The sequence below is a fragment of the Burkholderia sp. DN3021 genome (assembly GCF_049805555.1).
GTDB classification, from domain to species: domain Bacteria; phylum Pseudomonadota; class Gammaproteobacteria; order Burkholderiales; family Burkholderiaceae; genus Burkholderia; species Burkholderia pyrrocinia_C.
On record NZ_JBNCAB010000094.1, the window covers coordinates 1 to 18,379 of the forward strand.

Sequence of the window (18,379 nt, forward strand, 5' to 3'; positions counted from 1 at the left end):
GGCCCGAAGCGCGGCGCCGACGGGCGGCTCGCGCAGCCGGCCGCCGCCGCGCCCGACGCCGTGAGCGACGAAGCGGGCGCAACCGGCGCGAAGCGCAAGAAGAAGGCGGCCGCCGACAAGCCCGTGAAGACCGTCGACAAGCTCGCGAAGCTCGGCCTCACGCGCTCGATCGATCTCGTGCTGCATCTGCCGATGCGCTACGAGGACGAAACCACGCTGACGCCGATCGGCGAACTGCTGCCGGGCGGCATCGCGCAGACCGAAGGCGTCGTGTTCGACAACGAGGTCGCGTACCGGCCGCGCCGCCAGCTCGTCGTGAAGATCCAGGACGACGACGGCGAGCACCTCGTGCTGCGCTTCCTGAATTTCTACGGCTCGCAGGTCAAGCAGATGGCCGTCGGCCAGCGGCTGCGCGTGCGCGGCGACGTGCGCGGCGGCTTCTTCGGGATGGAGATGGTGCATCCGGCGGTGCGCGTCGTCGACGCGGATACGCCGCTGCCGCAGGTGCTCACGCCCGTCTATCCGAGTACGGCCGGCGTGTCGCAGGCCTATCTGCGCAAGGCGATCGAGAACGCGGTCGAGCGCACGCCGCTGCCCGAGCTGCTGCCGCCCGAGATCGATCGCGCGTACCTGCGGCCGCTCGGCGTGCCGTCGCTCGAGCAGGCCGTGCGCATCCTGCACCACCCGGGCGTCGATTCCGACGAAGCCGCGCTGATGGACGGCTCGCATCCGGCGTGGACGCGCATCAAGTTCGAGGAGCTGCTCGCGCAGCAACTGTCGCTCAAGCGCGCGCACGAGGAGCGCCGCACGCGCGCGGCGCCCGCGATGCCGCGCCGCACCGCGAGCGATGCCGACGCGCTGACGACGCGGCTCTACGCGGCGCTGCCGTTCACGCTGACCGGCGCGCAGTCGCGCGTCGTCGACGAGATCGCGCACGACCTCACGCTCGCGCACCCGATGCAGCGCCTGCTGCAGGGCGACGTCGGCAGCGGCAAGACGGTCGTCGCGGCGCTGGCCGCCACGCAGGCGATCGACGCCGGCTACCAGGCCGCGCTGATGGCGCCCACCGAAATCCTCGCGGAACAGCACGCGCGCAAGCTGCGCGCATGGCTCGAGCCGCTCGGCGTCACGGTTGCGTGGCTGGCGGGCAGCCTGAAGGCGAAGGAGAAGCGCGCGGCGATCGAGGCGGCCGCGCTCGGCACCGCGCAGCTCGTGATCGGCACGCACGCGATCATCCAGGACACGGTCGAATTCGCGCGGCTCGGCCTCGTGATCGTCGACGAGCAGCACCGCTTCGGCGTCGAGCAGCGTCTCGCGCTGCGCGCGAAGGCCGCGAACGCGGCCAACGGCGCGCGCGATTTCCAGCCGCACCAGTTGATGATGTCGGCCACGCCGATTCCGCGCACGCTCGCGATGACGTATTACGCCGATCTCGAAGTCTCGACGATCGACGAGCTGCCGCCGGGCCGCACGCCCGTGCTGACGCGCCTCGTCGGCGACGCGCGGCGCGAGGAGGTGATCGCCCGGGTGCGCGAGGCCGCGCTGACGGGGCGCCAGGTGTACTGGGTGTGCCCGCTGATCGAGGAGAGCGAGACGCTGCAGCTGCAGACGGCCGTCGAAACCTACGAGACGCTCGCCGCGGCGCTTCCCGAGCTGAAGGTCGGGCTCGTGCACGGCCGGCTGTCGCCGGCCGACAAGGCGGCCGTGATGGAAGCGTTCACGCGCAACGACGTGCAGCTGCTGGTCGCGACGACCGTGATCGAAGTCGGCGTCGACGTGCCGAACGCGTCGCTGATGGTGATCGAGCACGCGGAGCGCTTCGGCCTCGCGCAGCTGCACCAGTTGCGCGGCCGCGTCGGGCGCGGCACCGCGGCGTCGGTGTGCGTGCTGCTGTACACGGGGCCGCTGTCGATTACCGGTCGCGAGCGGCTCAAGACGATGCGCGAGACGACCGACGGCTTCGAGATCGCGCGGCGCGACCTCGAAATCCGCGGCCCCGGCGAATTCCTCGGCGCGCGCCAGTCGGGCGCGGCGATGCTGCGCTTCGCGAACCTCGAGACCGACGGCTGGCTGATCGATCCGGCCCGCGAGGCCGCAACGCGACTGATCGCCGCGTACCCCGACGTCGTCACGCAGCATCTCGCGCGCTGGCTCGGCGCTCGCGAGCAGTACCTGAAGGCCTGATACACCGGTTTGGGGCCGGATCCTGAGCCGCCAAAACCGTCAATCGACGCATCGCGATGCAGAGAAACTTGGCGAACCGGTGCCAGAGGGTGTATAAATTAAACCTATCGCATGTATATCTCTGATTGACCCACAATGACGCTGACTGAATTGAAATACATCGTCGCGGTCGCGCGCGAGCGGCATTTCGGCCGCGCGGCCGAAGCATGCTTCGTGAGCCAGCCGACGCTGTCGGTGGCGATCAAGAAGCTCGAAGACGAGCTCAACGTGCAGATTTTCGAGCGCGGCGCGAGCGAAGTGAGCGTGACGCCGATCGGCGACCAGATCGTCACGCAGGCGCAGCGCGTGCTCGAGCAGACCTTCGCGATCAAGGAGATCGCGAAGCAGGGCAAGGACCCGCTTGTCGGCCCGTTCCGTCTCGGCGTGATCTACACGATCGGGCCGTACCTGCTGCCGACGCTCGTCAAGCAGATGATCCAGCGTGTCCCGCAGATGCCGCTGATGCTGCAGGAGAACTACACGCTGAAGCTGCTCGAACTGCTGAAGCAGGGCGAGATCGACGCCGCGATCATGGCGCTGCCGTTCCCGGAAACCGGCCTGATGGTGCGCCCGCTGTACGACGAGCCGTTCGTCGTCGCGCTGCCGGCCGGCCATCCGTGGGAGAAGCGCGAGGAAATCGATGCCGAGGACCTGAAGCAGGAAACCATGCTGCTGCTCGGCAACGGCCACTGCTTCCGCGATCACGTGCTCGGCGTGTGCCCGGAGCTGATGCGCTTCTCGCAGACGGCCGACGGCATCCAGAAGACCTTCGAGGGCTCGTCGCTGGAGACGATCCGCCACATGGTCGCGAGCGGCGTCGGCATCACCGTGCTGCCGCGGATGTCGGTCACCGAGGTCGGCCCGCGCGCGAACGGCCCCGATGCCGAGTTGCTGTCGTACGTGCCGTTCCACGAGCCGGTGCCCGACCGCCGCGTGGTGCTCGTGTGGCGCAAGAGCTTCACGCGGATGCCCGCGATCGACGCGATCAGCGATGCGATTTCCGCATGCGAACTGCCGGGCGTCGCGAAGCTCGACATGCCGGCGACGATGAACTGACCGAGCCGCGGCATGCGTGCATGACAACACGATGAACGGGGTCTTGCGACTCCGTTTATTTTTCTCTATCGCATAGATGAAATTAATTAAATTAAAATAATCAATAGATTTGCATAGAATTCTCTACATGGATCGGCGTCGTGTCGACGTTCGATTTGCACGCTGAATGCAAGCGCCAGAGGAGGATGTCATGATGCGGTCGGTATTGCAGCACGCGCAGCGGAACATCCCGTCGCGCGACGAGGTCGTACATCGCGCCAGGGTTGCGGTTCGCGGCCTGCGCCCGATTGCGTTCGCGTATCTGGCGGACCGTGTGTATGGTGGATGAACGTCGCCGCATGCCGGTCCCGTGTGCGCCCGCTGCACTCGCCGTCAAGCCATGAACGAGCATCGCATGTCCGAAAGCTGGAAGACCACGCGCATCACCGGCAAAGTGCCTGCCGGTAGCCGGTTCCCCGAGCGCCCCGCCTGCGGCGCCTCGCGGCGGGAACACACGGCGAAGGCCACGCACGACATCCCGTAGTACGACAGGAGGATCTACCTGTTCCGTTTCCTATCCCCGCAATGACACTCCACAGACCGCCCGGCACGCTGCCGGAGCGAGCAGGTGGAGGCATACGAGCAAGCCAAGGAGAAAACGCATGTCGAACGAAACGAAGTGCCCGTTCAACCACGCCACCGGCGCCGGCGCAACGAACAAGGACTGGTGGCCGAATCAGTTGAACCTGGACATCCTGCACCGGCACTCGGCGCTGTCCGATCCGATGGACAAGGATTTCGACTACGCCGAGGCGTTCAAGAAGCTGGACCTCGCGGCAGTGAAGAAGGACCTGCACGCGCTGATGACGACATCGCAGGACTGGTGGCCGGCCGATTTCGGCCACTACGGCGGCCTGTTCATCCGCATGGCCTGGCACAGCGCCGGCACGTACCGCACGGCCGACGGCCGCGGCGGCGCGGGCGGCGGGCAGCAGCGCTTCGCGCCGCTCAACAGCTGGCCGGACAACGTGAGCCTCGACAAGGCGCGCCGGCTGCTGTGGCCGATCAAGCAGAAGTACGGCCGCAACATCTCGTGGGCCGACCTGATGATCCTGACCGGCAACGTCGCGCTCGAATCGATGGGCTTCAAGACCTTCGGTTTCGGCGGCGGCCGCGTCGACACGTGGGAACCGGACGACGTCTACTGGGGCTCGGAAAAGATCTGGCTGGAACTGAGCGGCGGCCCGAACAGCCGCTACTCGGGCAAGCGCGACCTCGAAAGCCCGCTCGCCGCCGTGCAGATGGGCCTCATCTACGTGAACCCGGAAGGCCCGGACGGCAACCCCGACCCGGTCGCCGCCGCGCACGACATCCGCGAGACGTTCGCGCGGATGGCGATGAACGACGAAGAGACGGTCGCGCTGATCGCCGGCGGTCACACGTTCGGCAAGACGCACGGCGCCGGCCCGGCATCGAACGTCGGCCCCGAGCCGGAAGCCGCGGGCCTCGAGCAGCAGGGTCTCGGCTGGAAGAGCTCGTTCGGCACAGGCAAGGGTGCCGACGCGATCACGAGCGGCCTCGAAGTCACGTGGACGTCGACGCCGACGAAGTGGAGCAACGACTTCTTCAAGCACCTGTTCAGCTATGAGTGGGAGCTCACGAAGAGCCCGGCCGGCGCGCACCAGTGGGTCGCGAAGGATGCCGGCGACGTGATTCCGGATGCGTACGACGCGTCGAAGAAGCACCGCCCGACGATGCTGACGACCGACCTGTCGCTGCGTTTCGATCCGGCGTACGAAAAGATCGCGCGCCGCTTCTACGAGAACCCGGCCGAGTTGGCCGACGCGTTCGCGCGTGCATGGTTCAAGCTCACGCACCGCGACATGGGGCCGCGTGCGCGTTATCTCGGCCCGGACGTGCCGGCGGAACATCTGCTGTGGCAGGACCCGATCCCGGCCGTCGACCACAAGCTGATCGACGACGCCGACGTCGCGGCGCTGAAGGCGAAGGTGCTCGCATCGGGCCTGTCGGTGTCGCAGCTCGTGTCGACCGCATGGGCGTCGGCTGCGACGTTCCGCGGTTCGGACAAGCGCGGCGGCGCGAACGGTGCGCGCATCCGCCTCGCGCCGCAGAAGGACTGGGAAGTGAACCAGCCGGCTGAACTCGCGAAGGTGCTCGCGACGCTTGAAGGCGTGCAGAAGGCGTTCAACGACGCGCAGACGGGCGGCAAGAAGGTGTCGCTCGCCGACCTGATCGTGCTGGCCGGTGCGGCCGGCGTCGAGCAGGCCGCGAAGAATGCGGGCGTGGCGGTGACGGTGCCGTTCGCACCGGGCCGCGCGGATGCGACGCAGGAGCAGACCGACGTCGACGCGATGGCCGTGCTCGAGCCGCTGGCGGATGGTTTCCGCAACTTCCTGAAGCATGCGTACAAGACGCCGGCCGAGGCGCTGCTGGTCGACAAGGCGCAACTGCTGACGCTGAGCGCACCCGAGATGACGGTGCTCGTCGGCGGCCTGCGCGTGCTCGGCGCGAACGTCGGCGATGCGAAGCACGGCGTGTTCACCGACCGTCCGGAAACGCTGACGAACGACTTCTTCGTGAACCTGCTCGACATGGGCACGGAGTGGAAGCCGGTGTCGGCCGCGAACGACGTGTTCGAAGGGCGCGATCGTGCGACGGGCAAGGTCAAGTGGACGGGCACGCGCGTCGACCTGATCTTCGGCTCGCATGCGCAACTGCGCGCGCTGGCCGAGGTGTACGGCAGCGCGGATGCGAAGGAGAAGTTCGCACGCGACTTCGTCGCGGCCTGGAACAAGGTGATGAACCTCGACCGCTTCGATCTCGCATGAGCCTGGCCGCATCCTGATGCGGTGATGCAGTAACGCGGAACGGCCGGTCGAACGACCGGCCGTTTCTTCTGGAACCGATGTCTTGTCGAAGGAGTGACGACCATGACGCAAATGATGCTGGACATGCGCGCCGCGTTCGCGGCGCCGGTGACACGGGCGCCGGCCGCGATCGTGCGGCGCTTCGTCGGCTTTGCGATCGCCGGCGGCGGTGCTGCCGTGCTGGTCGCGCAGGCACTGCACGCATTCGCGCCGGTTGCGGGCAACTGAGCGCGCGGTTTTTCGCACGACGCTGCACGGGGCGAGCCGCATACGGATGCCGCAAGCGGGCGGCACACGGATTGCCCGATACATGTTCGCCGGTTCAACGCGATGGGTGAGGAATCCTGAAGATGGCCGGGAAAGGTAATGCCACGCAGATCAGGATCGGCATCAGCGACAAGGACCACGGGAAAATCGCGCACGGTCGTCTCGCCTGCTGGCCGATACGTCCTCGCCATACCTGAAGGCCCTTGTGGTACGCACGATTGCGCTGCCGACGAGCGCTGCAAACCAACGTTCCGGCCGTAAGTTTGCGGTGCCGGGGGCTATTTCTGACGATCTGCGCACAAGACGGCACCATATCTCGATACTGCCGATATGGGGGCGCTGCCTATTCAGGCGACAGTTCTGGTCGATCAAGACCATCACAACGGTCGAGTTTCCACATCGCCGTTTCCAGCTCGTATTTCTGCGCGGTCAAACCGGCTCCGTCGTCGACGCCATACACGCATGATTCGGGGAGCGGAATTGCGTCATCCGGCTGCTCGTCGGTACGAGCGTCGTGTCTCGGCGGCTTCGCGCGCCGTTGACCGGAGCCGGCATGATCTCCATTGAGCAGCCCGCTGATTTGTGCGAATCTGTATCGCAGACTTCGGCGTTCATCCTTCTCTACCGGCCCGGTACGGGAGACAACCATGGCTCTCGATCGAAGCGCGCGTCCGGAACGGACCGCGTTCGTCTTTGCAGGCGGGGGCAGCCTCGGTGCGATCGAGGTGGGCATGCTGCGCGAACTGCTCAATCACGGTGAACGGCCCGACTTCGTGGTCGGCGCTTCCGCCGGCGCGATCAACGCCGCGTATTTCGCCGGGCAGCCCGACGGAGACGGCGTCGCAAAGCTCGAAGCGCTGTGGTGCAACATCCGTCGGCGCGACATCATGCCGTTTTCGATGCTCGGCCTGTTAAGGACGGTTCTGCAGAACCGCGCACACCTCGTCGAGGCGACCGCGCTGCGAATGCTGCTGGAAAGGCATCTGCGGTATCGGTACGTGGAGCGCGCGTCGCTGCCGCTGCACGTCGTCGCGACCGACATGCTCAGCGGCAACGAAATCGTGCTTTCGTTTGGCCTCGTCGTCGACGCCGTGCTCGCCAGCGCGGCGATCCCGGGCGTGTTCCCGCCGGTACGGATCGACGATCGACTGATGGTCGATGGCGGCGTCGCGAACAATACGCCGATCTCGATTGCCGTCGCGCGGGGCGCGACGCGCATCGTCGTGCTGCCGGCCGGCTTCGCGTGCGCGTTGCGCAAGCCACCGGGAAGCGCAATCGCGCAGGCAATGCATGCGCTGACGCTCGTGATCGCACGCCAGCTCGTGCGCGATCTCGAGTTCTACCAAAGTCGCGCCACGATTTGCGTCGTGCCGCCGTTATGTCCGCTCGACGTCTCGCCGTACGATTACACCCGGTGCAAGGACTTGATCGACCTCGCGGCCGAACGGACCCGCGCGTGGCTCGGCGATGGCGGCCTCGAACAGACGTTCATTCCGGGTGCGCTGCACGAGCACACGCACTCGGCTCAGCGGCCGACCTGCGATGTCGGTGCGTAGAGCCCGCCCGACGCAGGCACGGACCCGGGCCGATCCGCCCGTATCGGGCCAAACCGCGGCCGCTGTGCCGAACGGCTCGATCCGCGTTCGCTTCGAATCTGTCCCTTGATATACGTGCATCGCGGCGCGGCCATATGCAGCGGGCCGCGGCGGCCGGTCCGCGCACGGCTGCGGCCGGCTGCGGCCCGCGCCGACATGACGCGAAGCGCCGCTCGGCTCTAAAATGCCGGGATTCTCTTCCCGGTGCTTCGCCATGCTTGCCCGCTTTCCCCTGTATCTGCGGCTCGTCCGGATGGACAAGCCGATCGGCAGCCTGCTGCTGCTCTGGCCGACGCTCAATGCGCTGTGGATCGCGTCGGATGGCCACCCGCGCTGGCCGCTGCTCGTGATCTTCACGCTCGGCACGTTGCTGATGCGCTCGGCCGGCTGCGCGATGAACGATTACGCCGACCGCGATTTCGACCGTCACGTGAAGCGCACGGCCGACCGGCCGCTGACGTCGGGCAAGATCCGCGCATGGGAAGCCGTCGCGATCGCGGTCGGGCTGTCGTTCATCGCGTTCCTGCTGATCCTGCCGCTGAACACGCTGACGAAGGAGCTGTCCGTCGTCGCGCTGTTCGTCGCGGGCTCGTACCCGTTCATGAAGCGCTTCTTCGCGATTCCGCAGGCGTATCTCGGCATCGCGTTCGGTTTCGGCATTCCGATGGCGTTCGCGGCCGTGCAGGACACGGTGCCGGCGATCGCGTGGGTGATGCTGGTCGCGAACATTTTCTGGTCGGTCGCGTACGACACCGAATACGCGATGGTCGATCGCGACGACGACATCAAGATCGGCATCCGCACGTCCGCGCTGACGTTCGGCCGCTTCGACGTCGCGGCGGTGATGGCGTGTTATGCGGCGACGCTCGGCATCTACGTGTGGATCGGCGTGACGCTCGGTTTCGGCCTGGCGTACTGGGCCGGATGGGCTGCGGCGCTCGGCTGCGCGCTGTATCACTACACGCTGATCAAGGACCGCGAACGGATGCCGTGCTTCGCGGCGTTCCGGCACAACAACTGGCTCGGCGGCGTGCTGTTCGCGGGGATTGCCGTGCATTACCTGCTGGCCGGCAACTGAACGAAGCCGTGCGCCGGCGCGCATTGCCAATAAAAAAGCGGCCCGATGGCCGCTTTTTTTTACGTCCGGTGCCAGGGCAGCCGGCACGACGGGCGCGCTTATGCGCGGCCGAGCTCGTCGCCCATTTCCTTCGCGCGTGCCTCGGCCGCGAGCGCGCCGCGCACGATCGCTTCCTTCACGCCCTGCGCGTCGAACGACGCGAGCGCGGCGGCCGTCGTGCCGCCCTTCGACGTCACGCGCTCGCGCAGCACGCTCGCCGGTTCGCCCGATTGCGCGGCGAGCTGCGCGGCGCCCGCGAACGTCGCGACCGCGAGCGCGCGACCCTGTTCGTCGTTCATGCCGAGGCGGCGCGCGGCTTCCTGCAGCGCTTCGATGAAATAGAACACGTATGCGGGGCCGCTGCCCGAAATGGCCGTGACGGCGTCGAGCTGCGATTCGTCGTCGAACCATACGATCTCGCCGACCGCGCCAAGCACGTTCGATGCGAGTTCGCGGCCTGCCGCGTCGACGCCCGGCAGCGCGGCGAGGCCCGTCACGCCCATACCGACGAGAGCAGGCGTGTTCGGCATCGTGCGCACGACGCGGGCATAGTCGCCGAGCCAGCGCGCGAGGTCCGTGCCGCGAATGCCGGCCGCGATGCTGATCACGAGCTGCGACTTCAGGTGCGGCGCGAGCGCCTGCGCGACGTCCTTCAGTACCTGCGGTTTCACCGCGAGCACGACCGCGTCGTAATCGGCGAGCGTCGCGTCGACGGCCGCGCCGGTACGCACGCCGAATTGCTGCGCGGCGCGCGCGCGCACGTCCTCGTTGATGTCGATGGCATACAGGCCTTCAGCGGCGACGCCGCGCTTGATCAGGCCGCCGATCAGGGCCGCGGCCATGTTGCCGCCGCCGATGAATGCGATTTTCATGATGTCCGATTGAGCGAGTGAGTGAACGGAAAGGCGGAAAGGGCGCCGCGCTCAGTGCGAATAATCGCGCGCGCCGAAGATCGCGGTGCCGACGCGCACGATCGTCGCGCCTTCGAGCACGGCCGCGTCGAGATCGGCGGACATGCCCATCGACAACGTGTCGAGCGGCAGGCCGCCGTCACGCAATGCGTCGAACAGCGCGCGCAGTGCGCGATGCGGTGCGCGTTGCGCTTCGATATCGCCGGCCGGTTCGGGGATCGCCATCAGGCCGCGCAGCCGCAGCGACGGCAGCGCGGCGACCGCGTGCGCGACGTCGGCCACGTCGGCCGGCGCGACGCCGCTCTTCGACGCCTCGCCGCTGATGTTGACCTGCACGCATACGTTGAGCGGCGGCAGGTGCGCGGGGCGTTGTTCCGACAGGCGCTGCGCGATCTTCAGCCGGTCGACCGAATGGACCCAGTCGAAGCGCTCGGCGACCGGGCGCGTCTTGTTCGATTGCAGCGGCCCGATGAAATGCCATTCGAGCGACGCGCGCAGATCGGCGAGCGCGTCGATCTTGTCGATCGATTCCTGCACGTAGTTTTCGCCGAATGCGTGTTGCCCGGCTGCGTGCGCGGCGCGTACGTCGTCGGCGGGAAACGTCTTCGAGACGGCGAGCAGCGACACGGTGGCGGGATCGCGGCCGGCCGCGCGGGCGGCGTTGGCGATGCGGCGATGAACGGATTCGAGACGGGCGGCGAGATCGGACATGACGGGCGCGAAGACAGGCACGGAAGCGGGCATGAAGCCGATGCGCCGCGGCACGCGGCGCATCGATCCGCCCATTATACGGACGCCGCGCGCGCAGCCCGCCTCAGCCGTACAGCAAATGCTCGACGAGCTGGATCCAGTGCACGACCGGAATCTGCGTGCCGCTCTGCAGGTGCGCGATGCAGCCGATGTTGCCGGACACGATCATCTGCGGTTCGAGCGCCTGCAGCTTCTGCAGTTTCTGCTTGCGCAACCGGTACGACAGCGACGGCTGCGTCAGCGAATAGGTGCCGGCCGAGCCGCAGCACAGATGGCTGTCGGCCGGCAGCCGCACGTCGATGCCGAGCGTCTCGAGCAGGCGTTCGACCTTGCCGCGCGACTGCTGCCCATGCTGCAGCGTGCACGGCGGGTGGTACGCGACTGTGTGGATCGCGCGGCGCCGTGCGAGCGTCGCGAGCTCGGCCTCGAATGCGAGCAGCACGTCGGAGATGTCGCGCGTCAGCGAGACGATGCGCTGCGCCCTCTCCGCGTAGGCCGGGTCGTCGCGCAGCAGGTGCGCGTATTCGAGCACCGTCGCGCCGCAGCCGGACGCGTTCATCACGATCGCCTCGGCGCCTTGTTCGACATGGGGCCACCATGCGTCGATGTTGCGGCGCGCGTCGTCGAGCGCCTCGTCGTGATAGTTCAGGTGCAGGCGGATCGCGCCGCAGCAGCCCGCGTCGGGCGCGACGACCGTCTCGATGCCGAGCGCGTCGAGCACGCGCGCGGTCGCGATGTTGATGTTCGGCAGCATCGACGGCTGCACGCAGCCGCCGAGCATCAGCATCTTGCGCGTATGCGTGCGGTGCGGCCATTCGAGCAGCCGCGTGCGCGGCGGCACCTTGTCGCGCAGCCGCTTCGGCAGCAGCGGCCGCACGTGCTGGCCGAGCCGCATCACCGGCGAGAACAGCGCAGCGTTCGGCACGAGGCTCGCGAGCACGCGGCGCACTATCCGCTGCTGCACGGGGCGCCGCACCTGCGCCTCGACGTGCTTGCGGCCGATCTCGACGAGCCGGCCGTACTGGACGCCGGAAGGGCAGGTCGTCTCGCAGCTTCGGCACGTCAGGCAGCGGTCGAGATGCTGCTGCGTGCTGCGCGTGACGGTCGCGCCTTCGACCATCTGCTTGATCAGGTAGATGCGCCCGCGCGGGCCGTCGAGTTCGTCGCCGAGCAGTTGATAGGTCGGGCAGGTCGCGGTGCAGAACCCGCAATGCACGCACTTGCGCAGGATCGCGTCGGCCTCGTCGCCGTCGGGCGTGTTGCGGATGAAATCGGCGAGGTTCGTTTGCATCGAGCCCTCAGAGATCGGGGTAGAGCCGGCCGCGGTTGAAGATGCGCGCGGGATCGAACGCGGCCTTCAGCCCGCGGTGGATTTTCATCATCGGGGCGGGCAGCGGCGTGAACACGCCCGCGCTGCGGTCGTACGTGTCGCCCGCGCGGAACAGCGTCGCGTGGCCGCCGGCCTGCTTCGCGCTCATGCGCACGGTCTGCGCATCGGCGTCGGTGATCCACCAGCGCTGCGCGCCGCCCCATTCCATCAGCTGGGTGCCGGGCAAGTGCATCGGCTCGGTGATCGACGGCAGTGCGAGGCGCCACAGCGCATAGCCGGGCGGAATGCCGTTGAAGAACGGGTCGGTATGCTCGCGCAGGCCGGCCCAGAAGCGTTCGGCTTCGACCGCGTCGACGACTTCGCCGCCGAGCAGCGTCTTCGCGGATTTCACGGCCGCTTCGGCGCCCGACAGGCGCAGCACGAGCGTGCCGTTGCGCCACGCGCTCGCGCTGATGGGCAGCGGATGGCCGCCCCATTCGTTGAGCTTGCGTACCGCGTCGGTCGCGGTCATCTCGAACTTCAGCGTGACTTCGGCGACGGGCATCGGCAGCACCTTGATCGACAGGTCGAGCATCAGCCCGAGCGTGCCGAGCGACCCGGCCATCAGCCGCGACACGTCGTAGCCGGCGACGTTCTTCACGACCTGACCGCCGAAGCGCAGCACCTCGCCGCGGCCGTTCATCAGCGTGACACCGAGCACGAAATCGCGCGGTGCGCCGCAGGTAGCGCGGCGCGGGCCCGCGAGACCCGCCGCGATGCAGCCGCCGACAGTGGCCGCGCAGCCGAAGTGCGGCGGCTCGAACGGCAGCATCTGGCTGCACTCGGCGAGGACGGTTTCAAGCTCGGCGAGCGGCGTGCCCGCGCGGACCGTGACGACGAGTTCGGCCGGGTCGTACGACACGATGCCCTGAAACGCGCGCGTGTCGAGTATTTCGCCCTCGAGCGCGTGGCCGTACCAGTCCTTGGTGCCGCCGCCGCGAATCCGCAGCGGCCGGCCGTCGGCGCTGGCCGCGCGGATGCGCTCGGCCCATCCGGCGACGATGTCGTCCTCTTCCATGTTCTGTTGCTGCCTCGACTTGTTGTTCGGTCGATTGTACCGGGGTGGCGGGATTCCACATCGCGACTATCCCTAAGCCCGGTATTGCAGACCGCATGCCCGCGCCGCCGCGCGAACGGGCCGAGCGGGCCGCGCGGGCACGGCAGCACGGCGCGAGCCGTGCCGACGTCGCGCGCCGCGCCCCGCGCGACGCTCAGAATCGGGGCAGGTCCGGGTGCGGCAGCAGCCCGCCGCGCACGTGCTGGCGGCCGTATTCGGCGCAGCGCGCGCGGGTCGGGATGCCCTTGTCGGGGTTCAGCAGCCCCGCGGGATCGAATGCGCGCTTGACCGCGAAGAACGCGTCGCGCTCCTGCGGCGAGAACTGCACGCACATCGAATTGAGCTTCTCGATGCCGACGCCGTGCTCGCCCGTCACGCTGCCGCCGAATTCCACGCAGCATTCGAGGATTTCCGCGCCGAACTCTTCCGCGCGGCGCAGCTCGTCCGGATCGTTCGCGTTGTACAGGATCAGCGGATGCATGTTGCCGTCGCCTGCATGGAACACGTTGATGCAGCGCAGCCCGTAGCGCGTCTCGAGCTGCTCGATGCGCGCGAGCAGCGGGCCGATCGCGCGGCGCGGCACGGTGCCGTCCATGCAGTAATAGTCGGCGGAAATACGGCCGGCGGCCGGGAACGCGTTCTTGCGGCCCGACCAGTAGCGCAGCCGCTCCTGTTCGTTGCGCGACACCTGGATGCGCGTCGCGCCGTGCTCGCGCAGCACGGCCGTCATCCGCACGATCTCTTCGGCGACTTCTTCCGGCGTGCCGTCCGATTCGCACAGCAGGATCGCCTTCGCGTCGAGGTCGTAGCCCGCGTGCGTGAACGCCTCGACGGCCTGCGTGGCCGGCTTGTCCATCATCTCGAGCCCGGCCGGGATGATGCCCGACGCGATGATCGCCGCGACGGCCTCGCCGCCCTTGACCACGTCGTCGAAGCTCGCCATCACGAGTTGTGCGGTCTGCGGCTTCGGGATCAGCCGCACCGTGACTTCGGTGACGATCGCGAACATCCCTTCGCTGCCGATCATCACGGCGAGCAGGTCGAGGCCCGGCATGTCGAGCGCGAGCGAGCCGAACTCGACGATCTCGCCGTCGATCGTCACCGCGCGCACGCGCATCACGTTGTGCACGGTCAGCCCGTATTTCAGGCAATGGACACCGCCGGAATTTTCCGCGACGTTGCCGCCGATCGTGCAGGCGATCTGCGACGACGGATCGGGTGCGTAATACAGGCCGTACGGCGCGGCGGCTTCCGAGATCGCGAGGTTGCGCACGCCTGGCTGCACGATCGCCGTGCGCGCGTACGGGTCGACTTCGACGATGCGCGTGAAGCGCGCGAGCGACAGCACGACGCCGAGCGCGATCGGCAGCGCGCCGCCCGACAGGCTCGTGCCCGCGCCGCGGGGCACGATCGGCACTTCCATGCGGCGGCAGATCTGCACGATCCGCTGCACCTGCGATTCCGTTTCGGGCAGCGCGACCGCGAGCGGCAGGCGGCGGTAGGCGGACAGGCCGTCGCATTCGTACGGCGCCGTGTCTTCGTCGCGGTACAGCAGGCAGTGCGTCGGCAGCACGGCCATCAGGGCCTGTACGACTTCGCGCTGGCGCTGCGCGCGTGCTGCGCTCGACAGTTCGACGGGAGCGTTCATGGAGTCTCCTGCAGCAGCGGGCGCGATGTCGCGCCGCCGTCTTAGCACGTGAAAATCTTGCCGGGATTCATCAGGTTGCGCGGATCGAGCGCGAGCTTGATCGCGCGCATCGTGTCGATCGCGTTGTCGCCGTGCTCCTTCGGCAGGAAGCGCATCTTGTGCAGTCCGACGCCGTGCTCGCCCGTGCAGGTGCCGCCGAGGCGCAGCGCGCGCTCGACGATCCGGTCGTTGATGTGCTCGGCTTCGGCGATTTCCTCGGGTTTGTCGGGATCGATCAGGATCGCGACGTGGAAATTGCCGTCGCCGACGTGGCCGACGATCGGGCAGGGCAGCGACGACGCGCGCAGGTCGACTTCGGTTTCCTCGACGCACGCGGCGAGCTGCGAGATCGGCACGCAGACGTCGGTTGTCACCGCGCGGCAGCCCGGCTTCAATTGCAGCATCGCGAAATATGCGTTGTGACGCGCGGCCCAGAGCCGGCTGCGGTCCTCCGGGCGGGTCGCCCATTCGAAGCCCTGGCCGTTGTTCTGGCCGGCGAGCGCCTGCACGAGTTCGGCCTGTTCCTTCACGCCGGCCTCGGTGCCGTGGAATTCGAAGAACAGCGTCGGCGCTTCGGTGAGCGTCAGGTTCGAGTGGCGGTTGATCGAGCGCACGGCGAGCGAATCGACGAATTCGACGCGCGCGATCGGCACGCCGATCTGGATCGTCTCGATCACGGTGCGCACCGCGTCGCCCATCGTCGGGAACGTGCAGATCGCGGCCGACACGGCTTCGGGCAGCGGGTGCAGCCGCAGCGTGATCTCGATGATCACGCCGAGCGTGCCTTCGGAGCCGACGAACAGGCGCGTGAGGTCGTAGCCGGCCGACGACTTGCGCGCGCGCGAGCCCGTCTTCACGACGCGGCCGTCGGCGAGCACGGCGGTCAGGCCGAGCACGTTCTCGCGCATCGTGCCGTAGCGCACGGCGTTGGTGCCCGATGCGCGGGTCGCGGTCATCCCGCCGATGCTGGCGTCGGCGCCCGGGTCGATCGGGAAGAACAGGCCGGTGTCGCGCAGCGCTTCGTTGAGCGCCTTGCGCGTGATGCCCGGCTCGACCGTCACGGTCAGGTCTTCGGCGTTGATCGACAGCACGCGGTTCATTTCGGACAGGTCGAGCGATACGCCGCCGCGCACCGCGAGCAGGTGGCCTTCGAGCGACGAGCCGGCGCCGTACGGGATCAGCGGCACGCTGTAGAGCGAGCACAGCGACACGGCTTCGCGCACGTCGTCCGCGCTGTGCGCGAACACGACGGCATCGGGCAGTTGCGGATCGAACGGCGATTCGTCGCGGCCGTGGTGCTCGCGGACCGCGTCGGCGGTCGACACGCGCTCGCCGAACGCGGCGCGCAGCGCATCGAGCATGGCGGGGGGAAGCGGGCGGCGCGTGGCGGCAGGCGGGGCGGGGTGATTCACGAATGTCTCCTGACTGCTTGTCGAACTTTCGATCCATTCTACGCTGTAACGCCCGCTGCGAGCCCCGCCGCGGGCTGCGATAATCGTGTTTCAACCCAACCGGGCCGCGTTGCGGCCGCGTACGAGAGGACATTCGCATGGGCAACCGCTTGAGCAAGATCGCGACGCGCACGGGCGACGACGGCACCACCGGCCTCGGCGACGGACGGCGCATCGGCAAGGACGACGTGCGGATCGCGGCGATCGGCGACGTCGACGAACTGAACTCGAACCTCGGCGTGCTGCTCGCCGAGACGCTGCCGGACGACGTGCGCACCGCGCTCGTCACGATCCAGCACGACCTGTTCGATCTCGGCGGCGAGCTGTGCATCCCCGGCCATGCGGTGCTCGACGACACGCATCTCGCGCGCCTTGACCGGTGGCTCGCCGACTACAACGCGACGCTGCAGCCGCTGAAGGAATTCATCCTGCCGGCCGGCTCGCGCGCGGCATCGCTCGCGCACGTGTGCCGGACGGTGTGCCGCCGCGCGGAGCGCTCGATCGTCGCGCTCGGCCGCGGCGAAACGCTCAACGATGCGCCGCGGCGATACGTGAACCGGCTGTCCGACCTGCTGTTCGTGCTGGCGCGCGTGCTGAACCGTGCCGACGGCGGGACGGACGTGCTGTGGGAGCGCGGGCGCGTCCGCTAGCGCGCCGTGGCGCTTTTGCGTACTGCGACAATTTGTCTGGGTGAAGTCGATTTTTAAACATGTATCGTATGAGCATGTTTAACGGAGAACGAACATGACCCAGATCACCGCTGACCAGATGGCTCGCGTGAAGGCCACTGCCCCTGTCCTCGCCGTGCACGGCGCGACGATCACGAAGCATTTCTACCAGCGCATGTTCGCGCGCCATCCGGAACTGAAAAACCTGTTCAACCAGACGCACCAGAAGACCGGCAGCCAGCCGGAAACGCTCGCGAAGGCGGTCTATGCGTATGCGGCGAACATCGACAATCTCGGCGCGCTCGGCGGTGCGGTGTCGCACATCGCGCACAAGCACGCGAGCCTGAACATCCGTCCCGAGCATTACCCGATCGTCGGCGAGAACCTGCTCGCGTCAATCGTCGAAGTGCTCGGCGACGCGGTCGATGCCGACACGCTCGAAGCCTGGCGCGTCGCGTACGGCCAGCTCGCGCAGATCCTGATCGGCGCCGAGGCCGACCTGTACGCGGGCGCCGCGTGGAGCGGCTTCCGCCCGTTCAAGGTGGCGAGCAAGGTGCGCGAGAGCGACGAGATCACGTCGTTCTACCTGAGCCCGGCCGACGGCGGCGCGGCGCCGACCTTCGAGCCGGGACAGTACGTCACGGTGAAGCGCTTCGTCGGCGATCTCGGTGTCGACCAGCCGCGCCAGTACAGCCTGTCCGACGCGCCGCACGGCAAGTGGCTGCGTATCTCGGTGAAGCGCGAGTCGGGCCGGCCCGAGGCGATCCCGGCCGGCAAGGTGTCGACGCTGATGCACGACGGCGTGGAGGAGGGCGCGATCGTCGAAGTGACTGCGCCGATGGGCGAATTCTCGCTGAAGCGCGGTGTCGATACGCCGGTCGTGCTGATCTCAGGCGGCGTCGGCCTGACGCCGATGGTGTCGATGGCGTCGACGCTGGTTGCAGAAGGCAGCAAGCGCGAGGTGCGTTTCATCCATGCATGCCGTTCAGGCGCGGTGCACGCGTTCCGCGAGTGGCTGAACGATGCGGTGCGCGAGCATGCGAACGTCAGGCGCACGGTGCTGTACGAACTGGTCGGCCCGGACGATCGCGCAGGGATCGACCATGACCTCGAAGGGCGGCTTACGCCGGAACGCGTGAAGGGATTCGCGCTGGTGCCGGACGCCGACTACTACATCTGCGGCCCGATCGCGTTCATGAAGGCGCAACGCGATGCGCTGGTCGCGCTCGGCGTCGCGCCGGAGCGCATCAATACCGAAATCTTCGGCTCGGGCGCGCTCGAGTGATGCGCTGAAGGATGATCTGCGGCAAACGAAAAAGCCCGGCGCAAGCCAGGCTTTTTTTATCGCTTGCGATGCCGCG

At 67.9% G+C, this 18,379-nt stretch carries 16 protein-coding genes and 1 pseudogene; 10 read left to right on the forward strand and 7 right to left on the reverse strand.

The window, feature by feature from the left end; translation table 11 throughout:
• The 6 genes and pseudogenes from recG to ACPUER_RS30965 form a co-directional block, all read left to right on the forward strand.
• Nucleotides 1-2,184 (forward strand): ATP-dependent DNA helicase RecG (gene recG / locus ACPUER_RS30940; RefSeq protein ID WP_425132963.1); only part of this gene is annotated, 2,184 nt, incomplete at its 5' end.
• A 135-nt stretch (nt 2,185-2,319) separates the two neighbouring features.
• Nucleotides 2,320-3,279, forward strand: coding sequence for a LysR substrate-binding domain-containing protein (locus ACPUER_RS30945; RefSeq protein ID WP_034182776.1), 960 nt, complete (start codon nt 2,320-2,322; stop codon nt 3,277-3,279).
• Nucleotides 3,280-3,673: 394 nt separating this feature from the next.
• Nucleotides 3,674-3,802 (forward strand): hypothetical protein, encoded by a 129-nt coding sequence (locus ACPUER_RS30950; protein ID WP_279610727.1) that lies wholly within the window; start codon nt 3,674-3,676, stop codon nt 3,800-3,802.
• Nucleotides 3,803-3,920: 118 nt separating this feature from the next.
• Nucleotides 3,921-6,107, forward strand: a complete 2,187-nt coding sequence (gene katG, locus ACPUER_RS30955; RefSeq protein WP_425132964.1) for a catalase/peroxidase HPI — start codon at nt 3,921-3,923, stop codon at nt 6,105-6,107.
• A 102-nt stretch (nt 6,108-6,209) separates the two neighbouring features.
• Nucleotides 6,210-6,374, forward strand: a complete 165-nt coding sequence (locus ACPUER_RS30960; protein WP_175963050.1) for a hypothetical protein — start codon at nt 6,210-6,212, stop codon at nt 6,372-6,374.
• Between the two features lie 122 nt (nt 6,375-6,496).
• A pseudogene (locus tag ACPUER_RS30965) lies at nt 6,497-6,612 on the forward strand (DNA starvation/stationary phase protection protein); the annotation flags it as partial.
• Between the two features lie 144 nt (nt 6,613-6,756).
• Here the strand turns inward: ACPUER_RS30965 and ACPUER_RS30970 are convergent.
• On the reverse strand, nt 6,757-7,062 hold the full coding sequence (locus ACPUER_RS30970) for a hypothetical protein (protein WP_310138516.1): 306 nt from the start codon (nt 7,060-7,062) through the stop codon (nt 6,757-6,759).
• On the opposite strand from ACPUER_RS30970, the gene ACPUER_RS30975 reads away from it, so the two are divergent.
• Complete coding sequence (locus tag ACPUER_RS30975) at nt 7,061-7,969, forward strand: patatin-like phospholipase family protein (protein ID WP_425132965.1); 909 nt, start codon at nt 7,061-7,063, stop codon at nt 7,967-7,969. The two genes, ACPUER_RS30970 and ACPUER_RS30975, sit on opposite strands and share 2 nt — an antisense overlap.
• A gap of 253 nt (nt 7,970-8,222) precedes the next feature.
• Nucleotides 8,223-9,086 (forward strand): 4-hydroxybenzoate octaprenyltransferase, encoded by an 864-nt coding sequence (ubiA, locus tag ACPUER_RS30980; RefSeq protein ID WP_310138169.1) that lies wholly within the window; start codon nt 8,223-8,225, stop codon nt 9,084-9,086.
• A gap of 98 nt (nt 9,087-9,184) precedes the next feature.
• Here the strand turns inward: ubiA and proC are convergent, their stop codons facing one another.
• From proC to ACPUER_RS31010, 6 genes are all read right to left on the reverse strand, one after another.
• Nucleotides 9,185-9,997, reverse strand: a complete 813-nt coding sequence (gene proC / locus ACPUER_RS30985) for a pyrroline-5-carboxylate reductase (RefSeq protein WP_034182779.1) — start codon at nt 9,995-9,997, stop codon at nt 9,185-9,187.
• Nucleotides 9,998-10,048: 51 nt separating this feature from the next.
• The gene (locus ACPUER_RS30990) at nt 10,049-10,747 is read right to left on the reverse strand and encodes a YggS family pyridoxal phosphate-dependent enzyme (protein WP_310138166.1); all 699 of its coding nucleotides are present in this window, start codon (nt 10,745-10,747) and stop codon (nt 10,049-10,051) included.
• A gap of 103 nt (nt 10,748-10,850) precedes the next feature.
• Nucleotides 10,851-12,077: a glycolate oxidase subunit GlcF gene (gene glcF, locus ACPUER_RS30995; RefSeq protein WP_425132966.1), complete on the reverse strand. Its 1,227-nt coding sequence runs from the start codon at nt 12,075-12,077 to the stop codon at nt 10,851-10,853.
• 7 nt (nt 12,078-12,084) lie between these two features.
• Complete coding sequence (glcE, locus tag ACPUER_RS31000; RefSeq protein WP_425132967.1) at nt 12,085-13,173, reverse strand: glycolate oxidase subunit GlcE; 1,089 nt, start codon at nt 13,171-13,173, stop codon at nt 12,085-12,087.
• Nucleotides 13,174-13,366: 193 nt separating this feature from the next.
• Nucleotides 13,367-14,860, reverse strand: coding sequence for an FAD-linked oxidase C-terminal domain-containing protein (locus ACPUER_RS31005; protein ID WP_175962461.1), 1,494 nt, complete (start codon nt 14,858-14,860; stop codon nt 13,367-13,369).
• Between the two features lie 41 nt (nt 14,861-14,901).
• A complete protein-coding gene (locus ACPUER_RS31010) occupies nt 14,902-16,311 on the reverse strand; it encodes an FAD-binding oxidoreductase (RefSeq protein ID WP_425132968.1) in 1,410 nt (469 codons plus the stop codon).
• 137 nt (nt 16,312-16,448) lie between these two features.
• Here ACPUER_RS31010 and ACPUER_RS31015 point away from each other — a divergent pair, with 137 nt between their 5' ends.
• Nucleotides 16,449-17,000, forward strand: coding sequence for a cob(I)yrinic acid a,c-diamide adenosyltransferase (locus ACPUER_RS31015; protein ID WP_425132969.1), 552 nt, complete (start codon nt 16,449-16,451; stop codon nt 16,998-17,000).
• Between the two features lie 94 nt (nt 17,001-17,094).
• Entirely contained in the window at nt 17,095-18,303 is a 1,209-nt protein-coding gene (gene hmpA, locus ACPUER_RS31020; protein ID WP_310138158.1) for an NO-inducible flavohemoprotein, read from the forward strand.
• Nucleotides 18,304-18,379: the final 76 nt, after the last annotated feature.